Source organism: Bacteroides sp. (genome assembly GCF_028690125.1).
Classification (GTDB): domain Bacteria; phylum Bacteroidota; class Bacteroidia; order Bacteroidales; family Bacteroidaceae; genus Bacteroides.
Map to the genome: position 1 here is coordinate 147795 of NZ_JAQVBV010000006.1, position 18302 is coordinate 166096.

General features: G+C 37.6%; 14 protein-coding genes, 1 tRNA gene and 1 pseudogene. 7 read left to right on the plus strand and 9 right to left on the minus strand.

The genetic code is table 11. From position 1 onward, the window contains the following. Positions 1–4 precede the first annotated feature (4 nt). Positions 5–691 carry a TrkA family potassium uptake protein gene (locus PHO71_RS05980; protein WP_300200345.1) on the plus strand — a complete coding sequence of 229 codons (687 nt, stop codon included), beginning with the start codon at positions 5–7 and terminating at the stop codon, positions 689–691. Positions 692–779: 88 nt separating this feature from the next. On the opposite strand, the pseudogene PHO71_RS05985 reads toward PHO71_RS05980, so the two are convergent. Beyond that, a pseudogene (locus PHO71_RS05985) lies at positions 780–911 on the minus strand (CapA family protein); the annotation flags it as partial. Positions 912–1191: 280 nt separating this feature from the next. After that, entirely contained in the window at positions 1192–3630 is a 2439-nt protein-coding gene (locus PHO71_RS05990; protein WP_300200348.1) for a DUF4982 domain-containing protein, read from the minus strand. A 108-nt stretch (positions 3631–3738) separates the two neighbouring features. Between PHO71_RS05990 and PHO71_RS05995 the strand changes: the two genes are divergently transcribed. From PHO71_RS05995 to PHO71_RS06010, 4 genes are all read left to right on the plus strand, one after another. Beyond that, positions 3739–4293 carry a DUF4738 domain-containing protein gene (locus tag PHO71_RS05995; protein ID WP_300200351.1) on the plus strand — a complete coding sequence of 185 codons (555 nt, stop codon included), beginning with the start codon at positions 3739–3741 and terminating at the stop codon, positions 4291–4293. A 123-nt stretch (positions 4294–4416) separates the two neighbouring features. Next, complete coding sequence (locus tag PHO71_RS06000; RefSeq protein ID WP_300200354.1) at positions 4417–5595, plus strand: heparin lyase I family protein; 1179 nt, start codon at positions 4417–4419, stop codon at positions 5593–5595. A 204-nt stretch (positions 5596–5799) separates the two neighbouring features. Beyond that, entirely contained in the window at positions 5800–6243 is a 444-nt protein-coding gene (locus PHO71_RS06005; RefSeq protein ID WP_300200357.1) for a PepSY-like domain-containing protein, read from the plus strand. A gap of 35 nt (positions 6244–6278) precedes the next feature. Continuing rightward, on the plus strand, positions 6279–6794 hold the full coding sequence (locus PHO71_RS06010) for a PepSY-like domain-containing protein (protein ID WP_300200360.1): 516 nt from the start codon (positions 6279–6281) through the stop codon (positions 6792–6794). A 197-nt stretch (positions 6795–6991) separates the two neighbouring features. Here the strand turns inward: PHO71_RS06010 and PHO71_RS06015 are convergent, their stop codons facing one another. Continuing rightward, entirely contained in the window at positions 6992–8200 is a 1209-nt protein-coding gene (locus PHO71_RS06015) for a hexokinase (protein WP_300200362.1), read from the minus strand. 291 nt (positions 8201–8491) lie between these two features. On the opposite strand from PHO71_RS06015, the gene PHO71_RS06020 reads away from it, so the two are divergent. Next, positions 8492–9370 (plus strand): pirin family protein, encoded by an 879-nt coding sequence (locus tag PHO71_RS06020; protein ID WP_300200365.1) that lies wholly within the window; start codon positions 8492–8494, stop codon positions 9368–9370. 380 nt (positions 9371–9750) lie between these two features. Here the strand turns inward: PHO71_RS06020 and PHO71_RS06025 are convergent, their stop codons facing one another. From PHO71_RS06025 to PHO71_RS06040, 4 genes are all read right to left on the minus strand, one after another. Further along, positions 9751–10395, minus strand: a complete 645-nt coding sequence (locus PHO71_RS06025) for a hypothetical protein (protein ID WP_300200368.1) — start codon at positions 10393–10395, stop codon at positions 9751–9753. 660 nt (positions 10396–11055) lie between these two features. Further along, a complete protein-coding gene (locus PHO71_RS06030) occupies positions 11056–12264 on the minus strand; it encodes an L-serine ammonia-lyase (RefSeq protein WP_300200370.1) in 1209 nt (402 codons plus the stop codon). 16 nt (positions 12265–12280) lie between these two features. Further along, on the minus strand, positions 12281–13333 hold the full coding sequence (gene corA, locus PHO71_RS06035) for a magnesium/cobalt transporter CorA (protein WP_300200373.1): 1053 nt from the start codon (positions 13331–13333) through the stop codon (positions 12281–12283). 84 nt (positions 13334–13417) lie between these two features. Further along, complete coding sequence (locus PHO71_RS06040) at positions 13418–15916, minus strand: Smr/MutS family protein (protein ID WP_300200376.1); 2499 nt, start codon at positions 15914–15916, stop codon at positions 13418–13420. A gap of 134 nt (positions 15917–16050) precedes the next feature. Between PHO71_RS06040 and PHO71_RS06045 the strand changes: the two genes are divergently transcribed. Further along, positions 16051–16135: transfer RNA gene (locus PHO71_RS06045), tRNA-Ser, on the plus strand. A 422-nt stretch (positions 16136–16557) separates the two neighbouring features. Here PHO71_RS06045 and PHO71_RS06050 read toward each other — a convergent pair. Both PHO71_RS06050 and PHO71_RS06055 read right to left on the minus strand, forming a co-directional pair. Further along, positions 16558–16704: a hypothetical protein gene (locus PHO71_RS06050; protein ID WP_300200379.1), complete on the minus strand. Its 147-nt coding sequence runs from the start codon at positions 16702–16704 to the stop codon at positions 16558–16560. Between the two features lie 19 nt (positions 16705–16723). After that, entirely contained in the window at positions 16724–18154 is a 1431-nt protein-coding gene (locus PHO71_RS06055) for an SDR family oxidoreductase (protein ID WP_300200382.1), read from the minus strand. Between the last annotated feature and the right edge of the window lie 148 nt (positions 18155–18302).

An 18302-nucleotide genomic window follows, 5' to 3' on the forward strand; every position in this document is an offset into this window, starting at 1 on the left:
AGAGATGAAATACATTATTATTGGTTTAGGAAATTACGGTCATGTATTGGCTGAAGAGTTATCAGCATTAGGACATGAAGTTATTGGTGCAGATATTAGTGAGAGCCGAGTAGATTCAATAAAGGATAAGATTGCTACAGCTTTTATGATTGATGCAACAGATGAACAGGCATTGTCTGTTTTGCCATTGAATAGTGTGGATATTGTGATAGTTGCCATCGGTGAGAACTTTGGAGCATCAATACGTGTCGTAGCATTACTGAAACAGAAACAAGTGCCTCGTATTTATGCTCGCGCAATAGATGCGGTTCACAGATCTGTATTAGAAGCTTTCAGCTTAGAAAAGATACTTACTCCGGAAGAGGATGCTGCACGTAGCTTGGTACAGGTGCTTGATTTTGGTACTAACATGGAAACCTTTCGTATTGATCCGGAATATTATGTTGTGAAATTTGCAGTTCCTGAGAAGTTCGTAGGATATTTTGTAAATGAATTGAATCTAGATGAAGAGTTTCATTTAAAACTGATTGGATTGAAGCGTGCGAATAAAGTAACCAATTGTTTAGGAGTTTCTGTGATGGAACTTCATATAAAAAATGAACTTCCGGAGAATGAGAAAGTTCACAAAGGTGATGAATTAGTCTGTTATGGAAAGTATCGGGATTTCCAGTCTTTCTGGAAAGCTATTTGATCGATTCTGGTTCCGGTCGGCAGTTTCTGATAGTTACAGGGTAGGTTTTTATATTATATTTGTTGGGTGTAAAATCCAGTTAAACAATTTACTTTGTCAAGCTTTGTGAAGCTTTAGGTTTACGTAAATCAAAAACAAAACTTCCTAAACTATGAAAGATCGGTTTATTTTTAAAATATTCTTCTTGCTGAATGACATGAGAATAATGTCCGACGATGGTATCTGCACCGGCTTAGATAAATCGGTAGGCTCCTTTTCTTTGAGTGAGAGTAGATTGATATTCTACTCCCCAATGTACAATATCCAAGATTGATAGATTATCAGCTTCTCCCATCAGGAATGTAAGTGCCATATAGACACTTGAATTGAAATAGATTGATAATATTTTCTGGATTTCCCATAAAATAACAATCTTGTTTGATAAATTGATTCTGTAGTAATTCTACTATTCTGACATTAATTCGTTCAATATTTTTTTTATTTACTATTGAATACAATAACTATTTGGAGGAATTGATTCGGATATTACTTCCTTTTATTCCCTTTGCTTTTGCATATAAGATAATTTCTCCATTAGTTTCTCCGGCTTGAATAATAGCTGTCAGCATTCCGTTAAATGCGTGCATTTTTGGAAGATGAAATAAATCTACGCAAGTCGGATCCCCATTAGCCCCTGCACGATATCTTCCTGCACCTTTTACTGAGAAGTTCACTAATCGATTGTCAGCAGGACAGAGGTTACCGTCCTTGTCTACTACTTTCACGGTCACATAAGCCAAGTCTTTTCCATCTGCTGCCAATTCATTCCGATAACTGACCAGTTCTAGGTGATGCGGTTTTCCGGCTGTATGAGTACTCTTTTCTGCAACTGCTTTTCCATTTTTGTCATAGGCTATAACTTTTACTTCACCCGGCTCATATACAGTATCCATCCACATCAAACGGTAGCGATTCTTTAGTGAACTGTTGTTTTTACTTTGTTTTCCATAACTTTTCCCGTTGATGAATAGTTCAACAGTAGGATAGTTGGTATATACGAATACAGGTGTTATCTCTCCTTCTCGACCCGGCCATGTCCAGTGAGGTAATATGTGAAGTGTTTCTGTATTTTGATTCCAGATGCTTCGATAGAGGTAATAACGGTCTTTAGGTAAACTTGCTAAGTCGATAATACCAAACATTGAACTGTGATTAAGAAAATTACCATCATATGGAGTCGGTTCTCCTAAATAGTCAAATCCGGTCCATACAAATTGTCCTATTGTCCAATGGAAATCATCTGCCAGTGCAAAGTCTTCGTCAGGAATATTGGACCAAGAACCAGATTCCACATCATAGGAAGAACATTGGTTATCATTGTATCTGGTATCTTTTTTCTCTTCTACCGGGAACTTGTAGACACCGCGTGAACTAAAAGTAGAAGCAGTTTCACTACCCAAAATTAGGTTTTGAGGAAGTTGGTCGTAACTTTCCTGATAGCGGTGGGTACGATAGTTAAATCCGGGTATATCTATCATCGCACCAAATCCATTTGAGAGTACACAACTAATTTGATCCATTCCGCATGTCACAGGACGGGTAGGGTCTTCACGGTGACAAATATCTTGCAAGAATTGGGCTACTTTATATCCTTCCGGGTTGCATTGGGTAGGTACCTCATTACCAATACTCCACATTACAACACAGGGATTATTTCGGTAGTTATGAAGCATATTTATCATATCGCGTTCTGCCCAATCATTGAAATAGCGGTGATAACCGTTCTCGCATTTGGCGATGTCCCATTCGTCAAAAGGTTCAATCATCATCATAAATCCCATTTCATCACACAAAGCAACGAGCTCAGGAGCAGGCATATTATGTGAAGTACGGATAGCATCACATCCCATATCTTTTAATAAAGTCAGCTGATGTTGAAGTGCTGCTGTATTTATAGCTGATCCTAAAGGTCCTAAATCATGATGATTGCATACACCCTGAAATTTTCGATGTTTACCATTGAGGTAAAAACCTTTATCGGCGATGAATTCAATACTGCGGATACCGAAGCGCGTTGTATAAGTATCTATCAACTGCTCTTTTGCATAAATTCTAGAAACTGCTTTATAAAGTATAGGAGCTTCCGGCGACCAAAGTTGGGGAGTGTCTACGATAAAATTTTGGTCAAATGCTTGTTGATGGTTGATACAACCTTTGTTTTCTTTTCGTGCAACCACTTTACCTTCGGGTGAAAGTATTTCCGTTTCTATTCGTATTTCATGACTACCGGCATTCTCAATTTTTGTTTGCAGATGTATGGCTGCAAATTCTTTACTTACATGAGGAGTTGTTATAAAAGTACCCCATACTGGGATATGTATTTTTTCTGTTACAATCAGATGTACATTTCGATATAATCCCGCTCCAGGATACCAGCGCGAAGACTGTGGGTGATTTTCTAAGCGTACAGCTAGTATATTATCTTTTCCATCTTTATTTAATAAGGAAGTAACGTTACAGTGGAAAGAGTTATAACCAAAAGGCCAAAAACAAGCCTCCTTACCATTTATATAAATGTGAGCTTCGCTCATAGCTCCGTCAAACAGAAGAGTAACTTCTTTGTCGGAAGGAGCATTGAATCGAGTCCGATACCATCCAATCCCAACGTATGGTAGTCCGCCTGTACGTCCTGTTTTTAAAGAGGCCTTACTTTCGAGATTCTGTGTGATGGCTACATTTTGGAGGTCATTATTGATGTCGAATGGTCCGTAGATTGCCCAATCATGTGGGATAATGACCGATTCCCATTCAGAGTCATTAAAGTCGGTTTGTTGAGCTTCAGGAAAGTCGCCTTTGATGAACTTCCAACCTTTTTCGAGTAAAGTCTCTGTGCGTTGGGCATGTATGATGCAAGCAACACCTAGTAGTAATATAGTTAGTAACCATTTTGTGTATTTCATATTCACTTAGTTTTCTTGATTGCAAATGTAGGAAAAAAGTGAATTATATTTGTAAATCTCCCCTTCTTTTTGTTCCTTTGCCATATAATTTAAACGGATTAATCGAAGATGAAAAAGTTTATTTATCTGCTTATGTTACCGATATTTGCTGTGTTAGCAGCTTGTGGTGGTAAGAGCGGGAATGCAGATGGTAATTCAAATATGGCGTTGCAGGATAGTGTAGATGCACATGGCATTCAACGTATGCAGGACTCAAAGGCAGAGGTCGATATTAAATTCAAGGGAAAGGACTATCATTCTTATGTTTCCCGTACTCCCGATGAGAATCTGCCCCATGTGGCAAATGAAATGGGGGATATTTATATGGATAATAAAATAGTAGTGCGTTTGACCCAGGGAGATGCTTCTGTTTTTAATAAAACATTTACAAAAAATGATTTTTCAGATGTTGTAGATGCAAGTTTCTTATCAAAGTCTATTCTTGAAGGGGTCGTTTATGATAAGACTACTGCGCAAGGTATTGTATATGCAGCAAGTGTTTGCTATCCGCAAACGGATTTATATATTCCGCTTTCCATAACTATTACTTCCGATGGAAAAATGAATATTGAAAAAGTAGATATGCTTGAAGAGGAATATAAAGAAGAAACTCCCAATAATTAATTTTATAACTCCTTTGTACATTAGAATTACACAAATGTGAAAGCATTTGAAACAAATGATAGGCAGCCTTTATGGTTGCCTTTCGTATTTTTGTATCGTTAGAAAAACAAAATACAAATTGGAATGAAGAAAAATATTTTTGCTATTTGCATATTGGCAGCAGGATGTACGGCACTGATTGCGCAGACTAAAAATAATAAAGACTTGGTTCCGTTGAGGGAACGGGTAAATGTACAAGTTGATTCGGCACGTAACAGTCAAATTATTGATGATTGTTGGGTAGCGGTTGGAACAAATAAACCTCATGCTATACAACGGGATTTCACCCGGCTGTTTAATGGAAAACCTTCTTATCGTTTTGAACTAAGAACTGAAGATAATACATTGGAGGGGTATGGAAAAGGTGAGACAAAAGGGCGCGCAGAATTCTCTTATTGTTATGCAACTTCAGAAGATTTTAAAAGACTTCCTGCTGATACTTATGAAAAAGCACAGATAACAAAAACTGTTTATCACCATGGAAAGGGTATATGTCCGCAGGGAGCATCCCGTGATTACGAATTTTCAGTGTATATACCTTCCACTTTAAATAGTAATGTTTCTACTATTTTTGCTCAATGGCATGGAATGCCAGATCGTACTTTAGTACAAACTCCTCTGGGAGAAGTTAAAAAGCTGACAGTTGATGAGTTTATGGATTTGGATAAGACTACTTTCTTTAAGAAAAATATGGGACATGAAAAAGTAGCTAAATTAGATAATCAAGGAATTCCGGTGAAAGACAAAGATGAGAATCCGGTATATAAGGTAGGTAAACCAAACGGTTGGTTGGTAGAACAAGGAGGATATCCACCATTGGCTTTCGGCTTTTCCGGAGGATGGTTTTATATTAAAGCAAATTCGGATCGTAAATGGCTGACTGATAAAGATGATCGTTGTAATGCAAATCCTGAAAAAACTTTGGTTATGAGTCCTGTAACATCTGAATATAAGGTATCTACTATTGCATATAAAATGCCTTTTGCGGATTTTCCGAAAGATTGCTGGATCACGTTTCGGATTCATATCGACTGGACGGTGTATGGCAAAGAATCTGAAACGATTGTAAAACCGGGAATGCTAAATGTGGAGATGAGTTATGAGGAAAAAGGTAAAAAGATAAGTAAGCATATTGTCGATAGTGAGAAAATCATGATCGGACGTAATGATGATGATGGATATTATTTTAAATTTGGTATCTACCGTGTAGGTAATAGTACAATTCCGGTATGTTATAATTTGGCAGGATATTTCGAAAAGTAGTGTATTTGAATGATGAAGAGAACATGAGTATCCGGATGCTTTAATAGGTATTCGTATTTTTTATGTTTAGAACTTCAATGATGAAAGTTAAAGAAGCAAAAAAAGATTCTCTTCATTGATTATTCCTAAATCTTTCCAGAATCTGTATCGTTATTTGCAGTATAAACCATTTAGGTATAGTATTAACACTAAAAAATAACGATTATGAAGAAAATTTTATCTTTGCTTGTGTTGGCTATCGTAGCCATACAGTTTTCATTCGCCGGTGATATAATAACAAAAGACATGAACCAGTTACCACTTCCGGCGCGTAATTTTATTAATCAGCACTTTGGTAAACCTCAGGTAGCACATATTAAGATTGACAAGGATGTGTTGGAAGCTACAAAATATGAGGTATTGTTGATGAATGGTACTGAAATAAATTTTGATAGTAAAGGAAATTGGGAAGAGGTAAGTGTGAAGAAAGGGAAACTTCCTGCAAGTGTTGTACCGGCGTTTGCTTCTAATTATTTGAAAGCACACAATTTTGCTAATGAAGGTGTGCGGAAAGTAGAACGTGACCGTAAGGGATATGAAATAGAATTATCCACCGGTGTGTCTTTTAAGTTCGATAAGAAAGGAAAGTTCTTGAAAGCGGACGATTAAATGAAAAGCATATAACCTAAACCGAGTATGTAATTATGTTGAGATTTAAATTTAGCGTGTGGATGATAGTATATGTATTGTTTGCTCTTTCATTCAGCGCGTGTAGTGATGATGATAATGATGATATATATGTTCCGCCTTCCAATATTGTGGAAGCATTAAAACAATTATATCCCAATGCCCAGAATGTAAAATGGGAGATGAAAGGCGAATATTATGTGGCCGATTGTTGGTTGAGCGGTGATGAATTGGACGTCTGGTTTGACGCAAATGCCAATTGGGTGATGACGGAAAACGAACTGGACAGCATTGATCAACTTGTGTCGGCTGTTTATAAAGCCTTCCAGAATTCAATTTATAATTCTTGGGTTGTGACAGATGTATATGTCTTGACGTTCCCGCAGACTTTGACTAAATCTGTTATTCAAGTAAAGCAAGGTGATCAGAGACATGCCTTATATTTTACCCAAGATGGTGGACTTGTACTTGATAAGAATATTAGCAACGGGGATGATACTAATTGGCCATCGTCTCTAAACCTAGATGAATAATATAAGAATGTTGTATATAAACAATTTGCATAATTTTTCCAGGTGCTGATTTCACAGTTCTTTTACTAACTAAAACCGTGTAATTAGCGCCTGGATATTTCATTATGATAGTCTGCTTTTAATTTTGATACGTTCTTTTTAACATAAATAGTAGGAGAATAATCTTTTGGATTACCTCTATTGAAATGTTTCTGTACTTAAGCGAGCGCTGCGATACCCGTTCCTATCAGATTCGCGTTATTTATACTGTTGATATGGACAACTACATCTTTTAGATTAAATTCGTTAAGAAGTTCCTGTAGTTTTTCCATCACAAGAATATTATAATTTTTGTCTTTTCTGTTCTCACTCCAGAAAAGACTCCCTTCGGCGACAAGGCAAATCTTTCGTATATCTTTATTATATGATTTCAACAACAAGATCAATCCTGCGAGGGACGCAGCGACCAATTGTGCTGATCTGTTATAAATCCAATGTGCAACTTGCACATATACTTCCTTATGGATATCCGGATAGTTCATGATAGCTGTGAGTTTCTGTGCATCGAATTTCTCTTCGAATTCGTCTAAAGGAAAAGTTGCTTTCAATATGTCTCCCAAATACATACCAGACACTGCTTTTTCAAAACGCTGTTTTCCTAAGTTGCCGAAAATTGTATCTACTGTATCATCTACCGTAGTTAAGAATGGAGGGTGAAAATTACCTGATTCGAGATTAACCGGAATCAAGCCTTGTATATTATATGTTGAATCTAGTTTTTTTATTTTATCAGCAGGAATAAAAGTAGCCATATTTGTACCTGTTCCTACAATCAAGCCAATATAAGCATCGTAACTGTTATCTGTAAGTCCGGCAAACAAACTGGCTATAGTATCGTTTAGTACTTTAATGCCCGTAAATTTGATTTTATTTCTTTTGTTCAAATAATCAAGAAGAGGTTTCCCTACATATTGTCCTATCATCTCTTTTATTTCTACCCCTTTTGTCCAACGTAATAATTTCGCGTCACCTCCCCGAACAGATTCTGTGGGATATGAAAAACAATAGCCGATTGGCATTTCTTCATCGCGTTTTATTCCTATAATCATATCGGTTAATTCTTTGAACAGCTCTTCACGGGTATATCCGGGTAATTTCATGACTGACATATCTTTTTTCCAACCGTTGTTGGGGTGAATAGTCGGTACTCCTTTACTGAAATCAACAATTGCTACTCTGTAGTTTGTACCTCCTAGGTCAAGGACCAATGCTTTTCCTTTGATATTGGTAGTTTTAGGGGTGATAAACGTAGGAATACATTGTATTTCCTGATTTTCTGCATTTAATCCTTCTTCAACTTTCTTACTGAATGAGCGAGCTATGTCTTTGAGCTGATCATTGTCCAACATAAAAATATTCTTCTCCATAAGTCGATTCTTTAATATATAATTTATCATTATTAATGAATAACAATTCCAAAAGCAAATTTGCTCGAAGTAGTGATAATATTAAGTTCAATTTTCATCTTTCGTGAATACTTTGGAATAAGCAGAAGAAATGAAATATTTAAACGTATGAAGTAGATATGAAAATAGTAAAAGTGGTGTGTAAGAATGTACCAATCTGGTTCTAAAAACGTGCTATGAAAACAAAATAATTCTTCTATGTGTTGAGTATCTGTATGAAGTAGTTATTTTTAATAAGAAAGGACGTTTGTTATGGCACAGAAGAATGTAGAACTAGTGATGACACCGGGTGAAGTTCACTGGGTAGGCGATGGTTTTAGGGTGCATAATTTTATTCCCAGCCGTTTTCATTTGGAAAGAGAACGCATGGACCCGTTTATTTTGCTGGATTATAATTCGGAATATGAGTTTACACCTGCTCCTAAACCTATGGGGGTAGGGGTGCATCCGCATCGGGGTTTTGAGACAGTCACCATTGCTTATCAAGGTAAAGTAGAACATCATGATAGTTATGGTGGTGGCGGTGTTATTGGTGAAGGCGATGTGCAATGGATGACAGCTGCCAGTGGCGTACTTCATAAAGAATTTCATGAAAAGGAGTGGAGCGAACAAGGAGGTTTGTTTCAGATGGTACAGCTTTGGATAAATCTACCGGCAAAGTTTAAGATGGGACATCCACGTTATCAGGCTATCCATAATTCGGATATGTTAAAGGTGGAGTTGCCTAAGAATTCCGGCTTTGTAGAAGTGGTAGCCGGAGAATATGAAGGGAAACGGGGACCCGTAGATACATTTAGTCCTGTGAATCTAATGAATGCTCGGTTGAATAAAGGTGGAAAAGCCATATTTTCCTTTCCGGCAAATTATAATACTGCACTATTAGTGATTAAAGGACGTCTTTTTGTCAATAAAACCGTGGAAGCCCCTGTAGATCATTTTGTACTTTTTGAGAATGTGGGCGATACTTTTGAAATTGAGGCGACCGAAGATACTGTAGTACTTGTGATAAGCGGTGAACCTTTGAATGAGCCGATTGTAGCGCATGGCCCTTTTGTGATGAATACCAAGCGTGAAATTATACAAGCATTTGATGACTTCAATCAAGGAAAGTTCGGGTATTTGAAAGATTAGTTTTTTTGTATTTTTGTTTATTTGATCAAAAAAACAAATCCCAATGTGATAACATCTCCTTTTCCTGTAGAAACTACTCCTACAAACCAACAGTTTGAAAGTGATACTTTCGTGACCCTAAATGGTAAAATTTAGCAGATAACAGGTATCAAATATACCAGTCTGATTCTGGTTTTTGATAGAAAGAATATTTATGTAGATCTGGTATTGGATTACACAGACTTTTCACAACAGCCAAAAGCAGATGTGATTTTGATTACACATCAACATACAAGTGTATAAGCAGATATTGTTGTAGGTGTAAGATGTTTTATGTTCAAACCTATAGATAAGGCTGTTCTCTTGAAATATATGTATGTTTTATTTTTACCAGCAGCTTCTTATAGCCGCGAATATACTAATTCCAGCCACTTCACACATCGCATGAAAATGGATACGTGTTGTGTAGTTTCCTTTTTTGTTACTTGTTTCTTTGTTGTTTGCTCTTTTATTATTTGTTTCTTTTCATGTGTTTTTACCGGTTTGTGCTCTGTGTTTTCCTTTTTCTCCTTCAAAAGTATAGCTATCTGATCACACAATTTTATGTTTTCCAACTGTAATTGGTGGCATAGTCTGTTATAATCTAATAACTTGTTTTTTAGCATATTCCGTTCCTGCATCAGCCGAAGATTGACAGATCCCTTGGCTGTGAGTGCTCCGTTATTTATCTTTTTATTCAAATTCCACACTGTACGGTGGAATAAATTTGCTACTTCCACGGGTGTCATACTGTGGGCGGCAGCAATGTCTTTCAGTTTATGCCCTTTCAGGATGGAGCAAAAGATTTCACGTCTTCTATCGTCGGCGATCAACAGTGCTAAAGCCTTTATCACCACCGGATACAAGTTGAAACATTCGCTTTGTAAACGAATGTAGAGTTCCGCTTCTTCGTATTTGAGCATCTCGTTTCGGATAGCTTCATCCGCATTTTGGATTAGTTTTTCGAGATTAGTTCTTTTAAGTGCCAACGTTTCTTCTAGATCCATATCGTTCTCATTATGTTGATTATCTTTAAAAAACGACTAGGTGCCTATGCATTTTCTCAAAATGGGGGATATGGGAATAATAGAAAAAGAAAAGCATGGACGCTGTTGTCGTTTCACTACCTGTACAGAGGTGCTGGCAATACCTTAGCAGTGATAGCGATAAACAACAAACGTCCATGCCAATTTTATATATAGAAATTCTATATAACAACTGACATGGAATATCTGTTATACCACTTCTCACTGTTTTTAAAGTGCCAACTTTCTGTACAGAGAAGTAATATGTTAATATTCCAATAATTATAAAAAACATTCTTTCTCCAATAATCACGTCACGCTGACGGGGAAAAAGGTATATGCAAAGATAAGTGTTTATTTTGAGATTTGTACGAAAAGAGGAAATAAATCATTTACTTGTTCATTTTTAATATAAGAAGTCGAAATAATTTTTTGTATAAAGAGTGAATATCCTAATCTTTATGATTCTATATAGAGAAGATAGTGTAGTTCTATTATTTAATCAGGACAGGTCCCTAATGATTTATTATTAGGGGCATCACTATGCCCCTAACTTTTGAAAACAGTAACTTCAAATACGTTCGAACCGAAATTTTATGTATTTATAAATATAAAATAGAAAACTAGGAATTAAACAATGAATTACATTTGTTGATAATCTTTTGCTAAGCCTCCTTCGCTGGTTTCCTTATAAAGTGAAGGTAAGTCATGACCGGTTTGTTTCATGACCTGTACTACTTTGTCGAAAGAGACACGATGCATTCCATCTGTAAAAGCAGAGTAAAGATTTGCATCTAATGCACGAGCAGCGGCATAGGCATTTCGTTCGATACAAGGAATTTGTACCAAACCACAGACTGGATCACAAGTCATTCCCAAATGATGTTCCAATCCCATTTCTGCTGCATACTCTATTTGTGCCGGGCTTCCTCCGAATAATTGATTTGCTGCTGCTGACGCCATTGCACAAGCAACACCTACTTCTCCCTGGCAGCCTACTTCGGCTCCGGAGATGGAAGCATTGAATTTGACGATATTTCCAACTAGCCCTGCGGTAGCAAGTGCACGTAATATGCGTATATCGCTAAACTCACGACTTTTTTGCAAATGATAGAGCACCGCCGGCATTACACCACAAGAGCCACAGGTAGGAGCCGTTACTATTTTTCCACCGGACGCATTTTCTTCGCTGACTGCTAAAGCATAAGCAAAAACAAGACCTCTTGATTGCAGAGATTGCTTGAATCCGGTAGCACGTATATAATAAGTAGAGGCTTTCCTTCTCAGATTCAGTGGACCGGGTAGTACACCTTCTGCTTCTAATCCACGATGGATGGCATCTTTCATCGTATTCCATACTTCAGCCAGATAATCCCAGATGTCTTCATCCTCACATTCTTTTACGTACTCCCAATAACTCTTTCCGGTATGCTCACACCAACCTAGTATTTCAGTCATACTATTCATGCCATAAACTTCCCGGCTTTCAATGGTTGGATTGTCATTGTTTTCAGCCAACGCACCTCCTCCGATGCTGTAAACGGTCCAATTCTCCAAAACCTTATTTTGAGTGTCTGTTGCAGAGAAAGTCATTCCGTTAGGATGGAATGGTAAAAAAACTTTGGGTTGCCATACGATTTCTACAGGGGCAGTTGGTTCCAAAGTATCTATAATAGCTACATCTGTCATGTGTCCTTTCCCGGTGGCAGCTAAACTACCATAAAGTGTAACTTTAAAAGAAGCAGCATTCGGGTGACGTTCCAGAAACATTTCAGCAGCTTTGCGGGGGCCCATCGTGTGGCTACTGGAAGGACCTGTTCCTATTCTGTATAATTCTTTGATTGATTTCATGCGTTATGGTGCAATATTAATACCATTTCTTTATTCTGAAGTACAAATATACGACAATACCGATAACTACCATGAGAACCCAGGCAAATAAATATCCATATTGCCAATCAAGTTCCGGCATCCATTTGTAATTCATACCCCATACTCCAACCAGAAAGGTAAGAGGAATAAAAATTGTGGATACAACTGTCAGGCGTTTCATAATGTCGTTCATTCGTAAATCGTTGTTCGATATATATAGATCGACTAATGAAGATAATGTTTCCCGACAGATTTCAATAGTTTGCAATACAAATTGTAAATGGTCGTTCACATCATTGAAAAAGGCACGGTTTACTTTGTGAATAAGCTGGTTATCTGCTCGCAAAAGTTTCACATATTGTTCTTTTAACGGAAGAATGGCTTTTTTCATTAACATATACTGGCGGCGGAGTGCTTGAATCTGTATACCGATATCATTTCCATTCGTTATTGTAAGGAGTTCTTCTTCTAAGTCTTCCAAAGCATCGTCGATAGACGATATGATAGAAATGTAATTACCCATTATGCTGTTTAATAACACACTAAGTAGATAATCGTTTGGACGGCTACGTATTTTTAATACATCATTACGTAAAGCAGTATTAACATCATCGAAGAAATCTGTTTCTTTCTCGAGAAAAGCGAGTACATAGTTATTTCCCAGAACAAGGCAGACTTGTTGCTGAAGTAGTTCATCCAGTTCATCTTCTTCTTTATGCTCATTGGGATAAAATATCTTAGCGATGAGTACTATGTGATTATCATGCTCTTCAATCTTGGTTGGATGGTCTGCATTCAGTATATCTTGTAGGACCAGAAAATCTATTTCAAAGTGACTGCATATTTCACGGATTGTTTCAGTATTTTTCATTCCATGAACTTGCAGCCAATTTATTTTCTCATTATTTAATGTATTCTTGACGGCTTGAAATGTGTCACCGGAAACTTCTTGAATCTCGGTGGAATTATAAGTGCAGAGATGGAGGTGGGTAGGGGTAACACTATCTCCGGTGTAAATAAGCTTTTCGCTTAATAGGTTATTCTTCATGCTTTATTCTTGTTTTAGAAAACCACTAGCAAAGTTAGTAGTTTTCTAAAAGAGAACAAGTTATTTATAGAATTTGTTTACTGTTTATTCAAAATCGACTACGGTAATTCCTACTCCTCCGAATTGTATATGTTCATCAGCAAAATGGCTTACTCCCGGAACGGTAGACAGATATTGGCGAATGAGTGTACGGAGGATACCCGTTCCTGTTCCGTGAAGAATGCGAACACGTTCCATACCAACCAATATAGCATCATCAATAAAATAAGTGACAGCTTGTAACGCTTCATCTCCTCTCATTCCGCGAACATCAATGTCTTGTTTGAAACTAAGTTTCTTTTCGTACATCTGATCGTGTGTCTGTGTACTGACAAATGTACTTTTAGCGATTCCTTCTGTTTGCGGAACAGCATTAGTATGTTCCAATCGGTCTAATTTTACTGTGGTCTTTATACTTCCGAAACCAACAACTGCATTTTTACCATTAATTTCCATCACTTGTCCGACACTTGTCTGGCCTTTGATTTTTACATTTTCGCCTACTGTGATAGGAATTATTTTAGGAGTTACGGGTGAAGAAGATATATCTTTAGGTTCATTTTTCTTATTTTTCTTTCGTTCTTGCTTCTCCTTAAGTTTCTCCATCTTTTGCGCAATCTTTCCTTCTTTCTCTTTTGAGGAAAGTGATTCCAGAGAAGTACGGAAATCAGTTAGTTCCTGGCGTACCAGACGAGTCTTTTCTTTTTCGGCTTGTGCCTCTTTTATTGCACGGATTGTATTTTCAATACGCGCATTTGATTCTTGCAGCATCCGTTCTGCTTCTTCTTTCGCTTGGCGGATAATTTCCTTTCGTGATTTCTGCAATTCCTCCATTTCTGTCTGATAACGGGCAATCGTGTCTTCCATGTGCTTCTCCCGTTGTCGTATTGTTTGGCGTTTTCCTTCCCAATAACGTTTATCGCGTACAATATCCTGAAGATATTTATCTGCATTGATGTATTCGCTTCCTACAATTTCCGAAGCATCTGCAATTACATCTTCCGGTAAACCGATCTTTCGGGCAATTTCCACAGCGAAAGAACTTCCTGGATTACCTATTTGTAACTGGAACAGAGCTTGCATCAAATGACGATCATAAAGCATTGCTCCATTGACTACCCCTTCATGATCTTCGGCAAAATGTTTCAGATTTTGATAATGGGTAGTGATTACACCAAATGTTCCTTTCTGGTTAAAACGTTTCAATACAGCTTCGGCAATGGCTCCTCCGATCTGTGGTTCTGTACCCCCTCCAAATTCATCGATCAGAATCAAACTGCGTTCATTGCAGTTTTTCATCATGATTTTCATATTAGTCAGATGTGAGGAGTATGTACTCAAATCATCTTCAATGGATTGCTCATCGCCAATATCTATAAAAATACTATTGAACATCCCTGTGTGGCTACGTTCGTGCATTGGAACTAACATTCCGCATTGGAGCATATATTGTAATAAGCCAACTGTTTTCAGACATACCGATTTACCTCCGGCATTCGGACCGGAGATAATTAAAATACGCTGTTTCTGATTAAGTTCTATATCCAGTGGAACGACTTTTTTCCCATGTTTAACTAATGAAATCTGTAATAAGGGATGTATTGCCATTGTCCAATCGAGTAATTGCTCATTTTCAAGTGCTGGTTTCAAACTATTAGTTTGTATGGCAAAATAGCTTTTAGCACGAATGAAATCAATCTCTGCCAGAAATTCATATGATTGAAGAATTTCCGGAATGGAAGGACGTAAAATATTGGAGAACTCAATCAGAATACGAATGATTTCTCGTCGCTCATCTCCTTCGAGTTCACGGACACGATTATTGGCTTCTACTACTTCAGCCGGTTCGATAAAAACCGTTTTTCCACTGGCGGACTCATCGTGTACGATTCCCTTTATTTTTCGCTTGAGTCCGGGTGCAACTGGTATTACCAAACGTCCGTCACGCATTGTTGGAGTCACGTCTTTATCTACATAACCTTCTGATTGTGCACTACGAAGGATGTTATTTAGCGACCGTGAGATACTTCCCATGGTGCTTGTTAGTTCCCGACGGATACGTGCTAATTCGGTTGATGCATTATCTTTTATTTTTCCGTATTTATTGAGAATACCATCTATCTTTCCGATAAGTTGTGGAAATACAGCAATGTCCCCTGCTAACCTTCTTAGGGACGGGTAAAGACACGCATTTTCTTCTTCATCTTCATTCTTATGTAAAAAGCGCACAATATTTCTGATTGTTTCTAATGAACGGCGAAGATCAAACAATTCTTGTTCATCTAAATACATACCTTCTATCCGTACCCTTTTCAGTGAGGGGCGGACATCAAAAAAGAATTGATCAGGAAATCCATCTTCTTCCTGAATGATGCGCACAAATTCAGTTATCTGATTTAATTTCTCTTCTACTTCTTCGTAGTGTTCTGAAAAAATCATTTCTGAAACCCGCTCTTCACCTAAAGTACTGAGACACTTTTCTTTCAATAACTGTCTTATTTGGTCAAACCCTATCTTTTGCTCAAAATTCTGAGGATATATCATCTCTTTCTTACTTGTAATAGGCTACAAAAATACGATTAATTTGCGAAAAAAATATCAGAATGTTTGCAGATTTAAAAATGATTCGTACCTTTGCACCGCTTTCAACGGAAAGTATTTCTGATTTAAGAAGTTTTGGAGAGGTGGCAGAGTGGTCGATTGCGGCGGTCTTGAAAACCGTTGTACTGCGAGGTACCCGGGGTTCGAATCCCTGTCTCTCCGCTGAAACCCTAAGACAAATAGGGTCAAAAATAGGACAAGTCCTACAATATCAACGTATTGTAGGACTTTTTTTATTGTTTCTTGTCGGGGGTAAAAGACACAAAATAGACCCTTTCGGACAGAGTTCAGTAACCAAATCGTAACCTACACTTTCACCATAATTGCATCATAAACGCACTGTTCGCAATCAGTGGCATCGGTTATTTGTTAGACTTCAAAGCCTAAGATGGGCATTTCAACCCCATTGTTTAATTTCACGGTTTTCATATCTGTCTTTTTTATAGTTTTTCTCTGGTGCAAAGATAGATGGAGATATGCTATTGATAACTACACAAATTACGGGTAGTTGTGTTCATATTACCGATTGCTTCATCTGCCCCTTCGTTTGCATAAAAGAATGTAAATTGATTACTAATAATGAGTCACCCTGTGGCAAAAAGTGCTCGGATTACCCCGCTTAGTTGTTTAAAGAACTGGTTGAAGTTGTTGGACATATTGAAGCTCACTTCGTAAGTAATCTGCTGCATCATTTTGTCGCCATCGGCAAACAGTTCGGCAGCGGATTCCATTGTTTATAATCGAGTTCATTCAGCTTCTGTCGGAAGCAATATTCTCCGCCATACCTTTAAAAATAAATGCATGAAAGGGTAAAACCGAATACCAATAAATACGCCCCCACAATCCTAGAGGACGGAATGTGGCTGTTTGTACCAATTCATCACGGTCGTTGATTTTAAATTCCAGCCAAGCCTCACCCGGAAGTTTCATCTCAGCATAAAGCAACAATCGCCTTTTAGCCTCATCAGCAACCAATACTCTCCAAAAGTCTAAGGCTTCACCGGCTGATAGTTCCGTATCATTTTTTCTTCCGCGCCTAATTCCGATACCTCCGACCATTTTATCCAGAAAGCCACGAAAATTCCATAACCAATTGGCATAATACCAACCACGTTTTCCGCCGATAGCAAATATATTCTTCAAAGTAGCATCCGGATGATCTGTTTTGACTATTCTTACATCGCGGAAGCATCCTTTTGTCGGAACTGAGATATATGCAGATATACCTTTCATTAAAATGTGGCTACTCAAGGCATCAGTCCAACTCGATAATACTAGGTTTTGATCTATCTTATCAAATGCCAGTGCTATAGCTTCCTTATAAGGAATAAGCTCTTCCGGAAACATTTGGTGAAGATTGTTGGGTTTACACACTACTTCAACATGCATACTCTTTACCAGATTTTTAGCCAGTGAAAAATTGGTTGAAGTAACAAAATATAACCAATAAGAAGATAACTTGGGAGTCATAACAGGTACAACAAAAATGCGGCGTTTCAATCCACGGACTTCCGCAAATTGCAATAACATCTGCTTAAACGTTAATACATCAGGCCCTCCAATATCAAAACTTTGGTTGTAGGTTTCTTCTCGAAGCAATATTGCTGACAGGTATTGAATTACGTTGCGAATAGCTATAGGCTGGCATTTGGTGTTGAGCCAGCGGGGGGCAATCATGATAGGTAGTTTCTCTACCAAATCGCGCATTATCTCGAAAGAAGCGCTACCCGATCCTATGATTATTCCAGCTCTCAAGGTTGTCAATGCCACATTACTGTTTGCCAGAATGTTTTCTACATTTTTACGTGACTGCAAGTGTTTCGACAAGTAATCATCATTTACAATCCCACTCAGATAGATCACTTGTTGAGCCTTTGTCTGCTCTATCCGTCTAACAAAATTCTTTGCAGATTGTTGCTCCATCTCACTAAAATCACCGGAGGAAGTTGCCATAGAATGTATCAGGTAATATGCAACATCTATATCCAATGGAATATGGTTCAATGATTCAGGTTTCAAAAAGTCCACTTCAATCTTTGTTACTTGCCCTGCCCATTCTTCTTCAATGAGGAATCTTTTCAGATCGCGCACACAACATACAATTGTATGATTGTTACCGACAAGAATCGGCAGAAGCCGTTGAGCAATATATCCGGTTGCACCCGTCAACAATATCTTCATAGCAAATGATTTCTTTTACAACAAGGATAGACCTGCTATTGTTTATTCAATTGATTGCAGTTCATTGGTTTTTTCATACTTGTTTTAGCTACATGGCCGAGATTTATATACTATAAAAGTACTCTAAGTAGCATCATATAGAATCTGC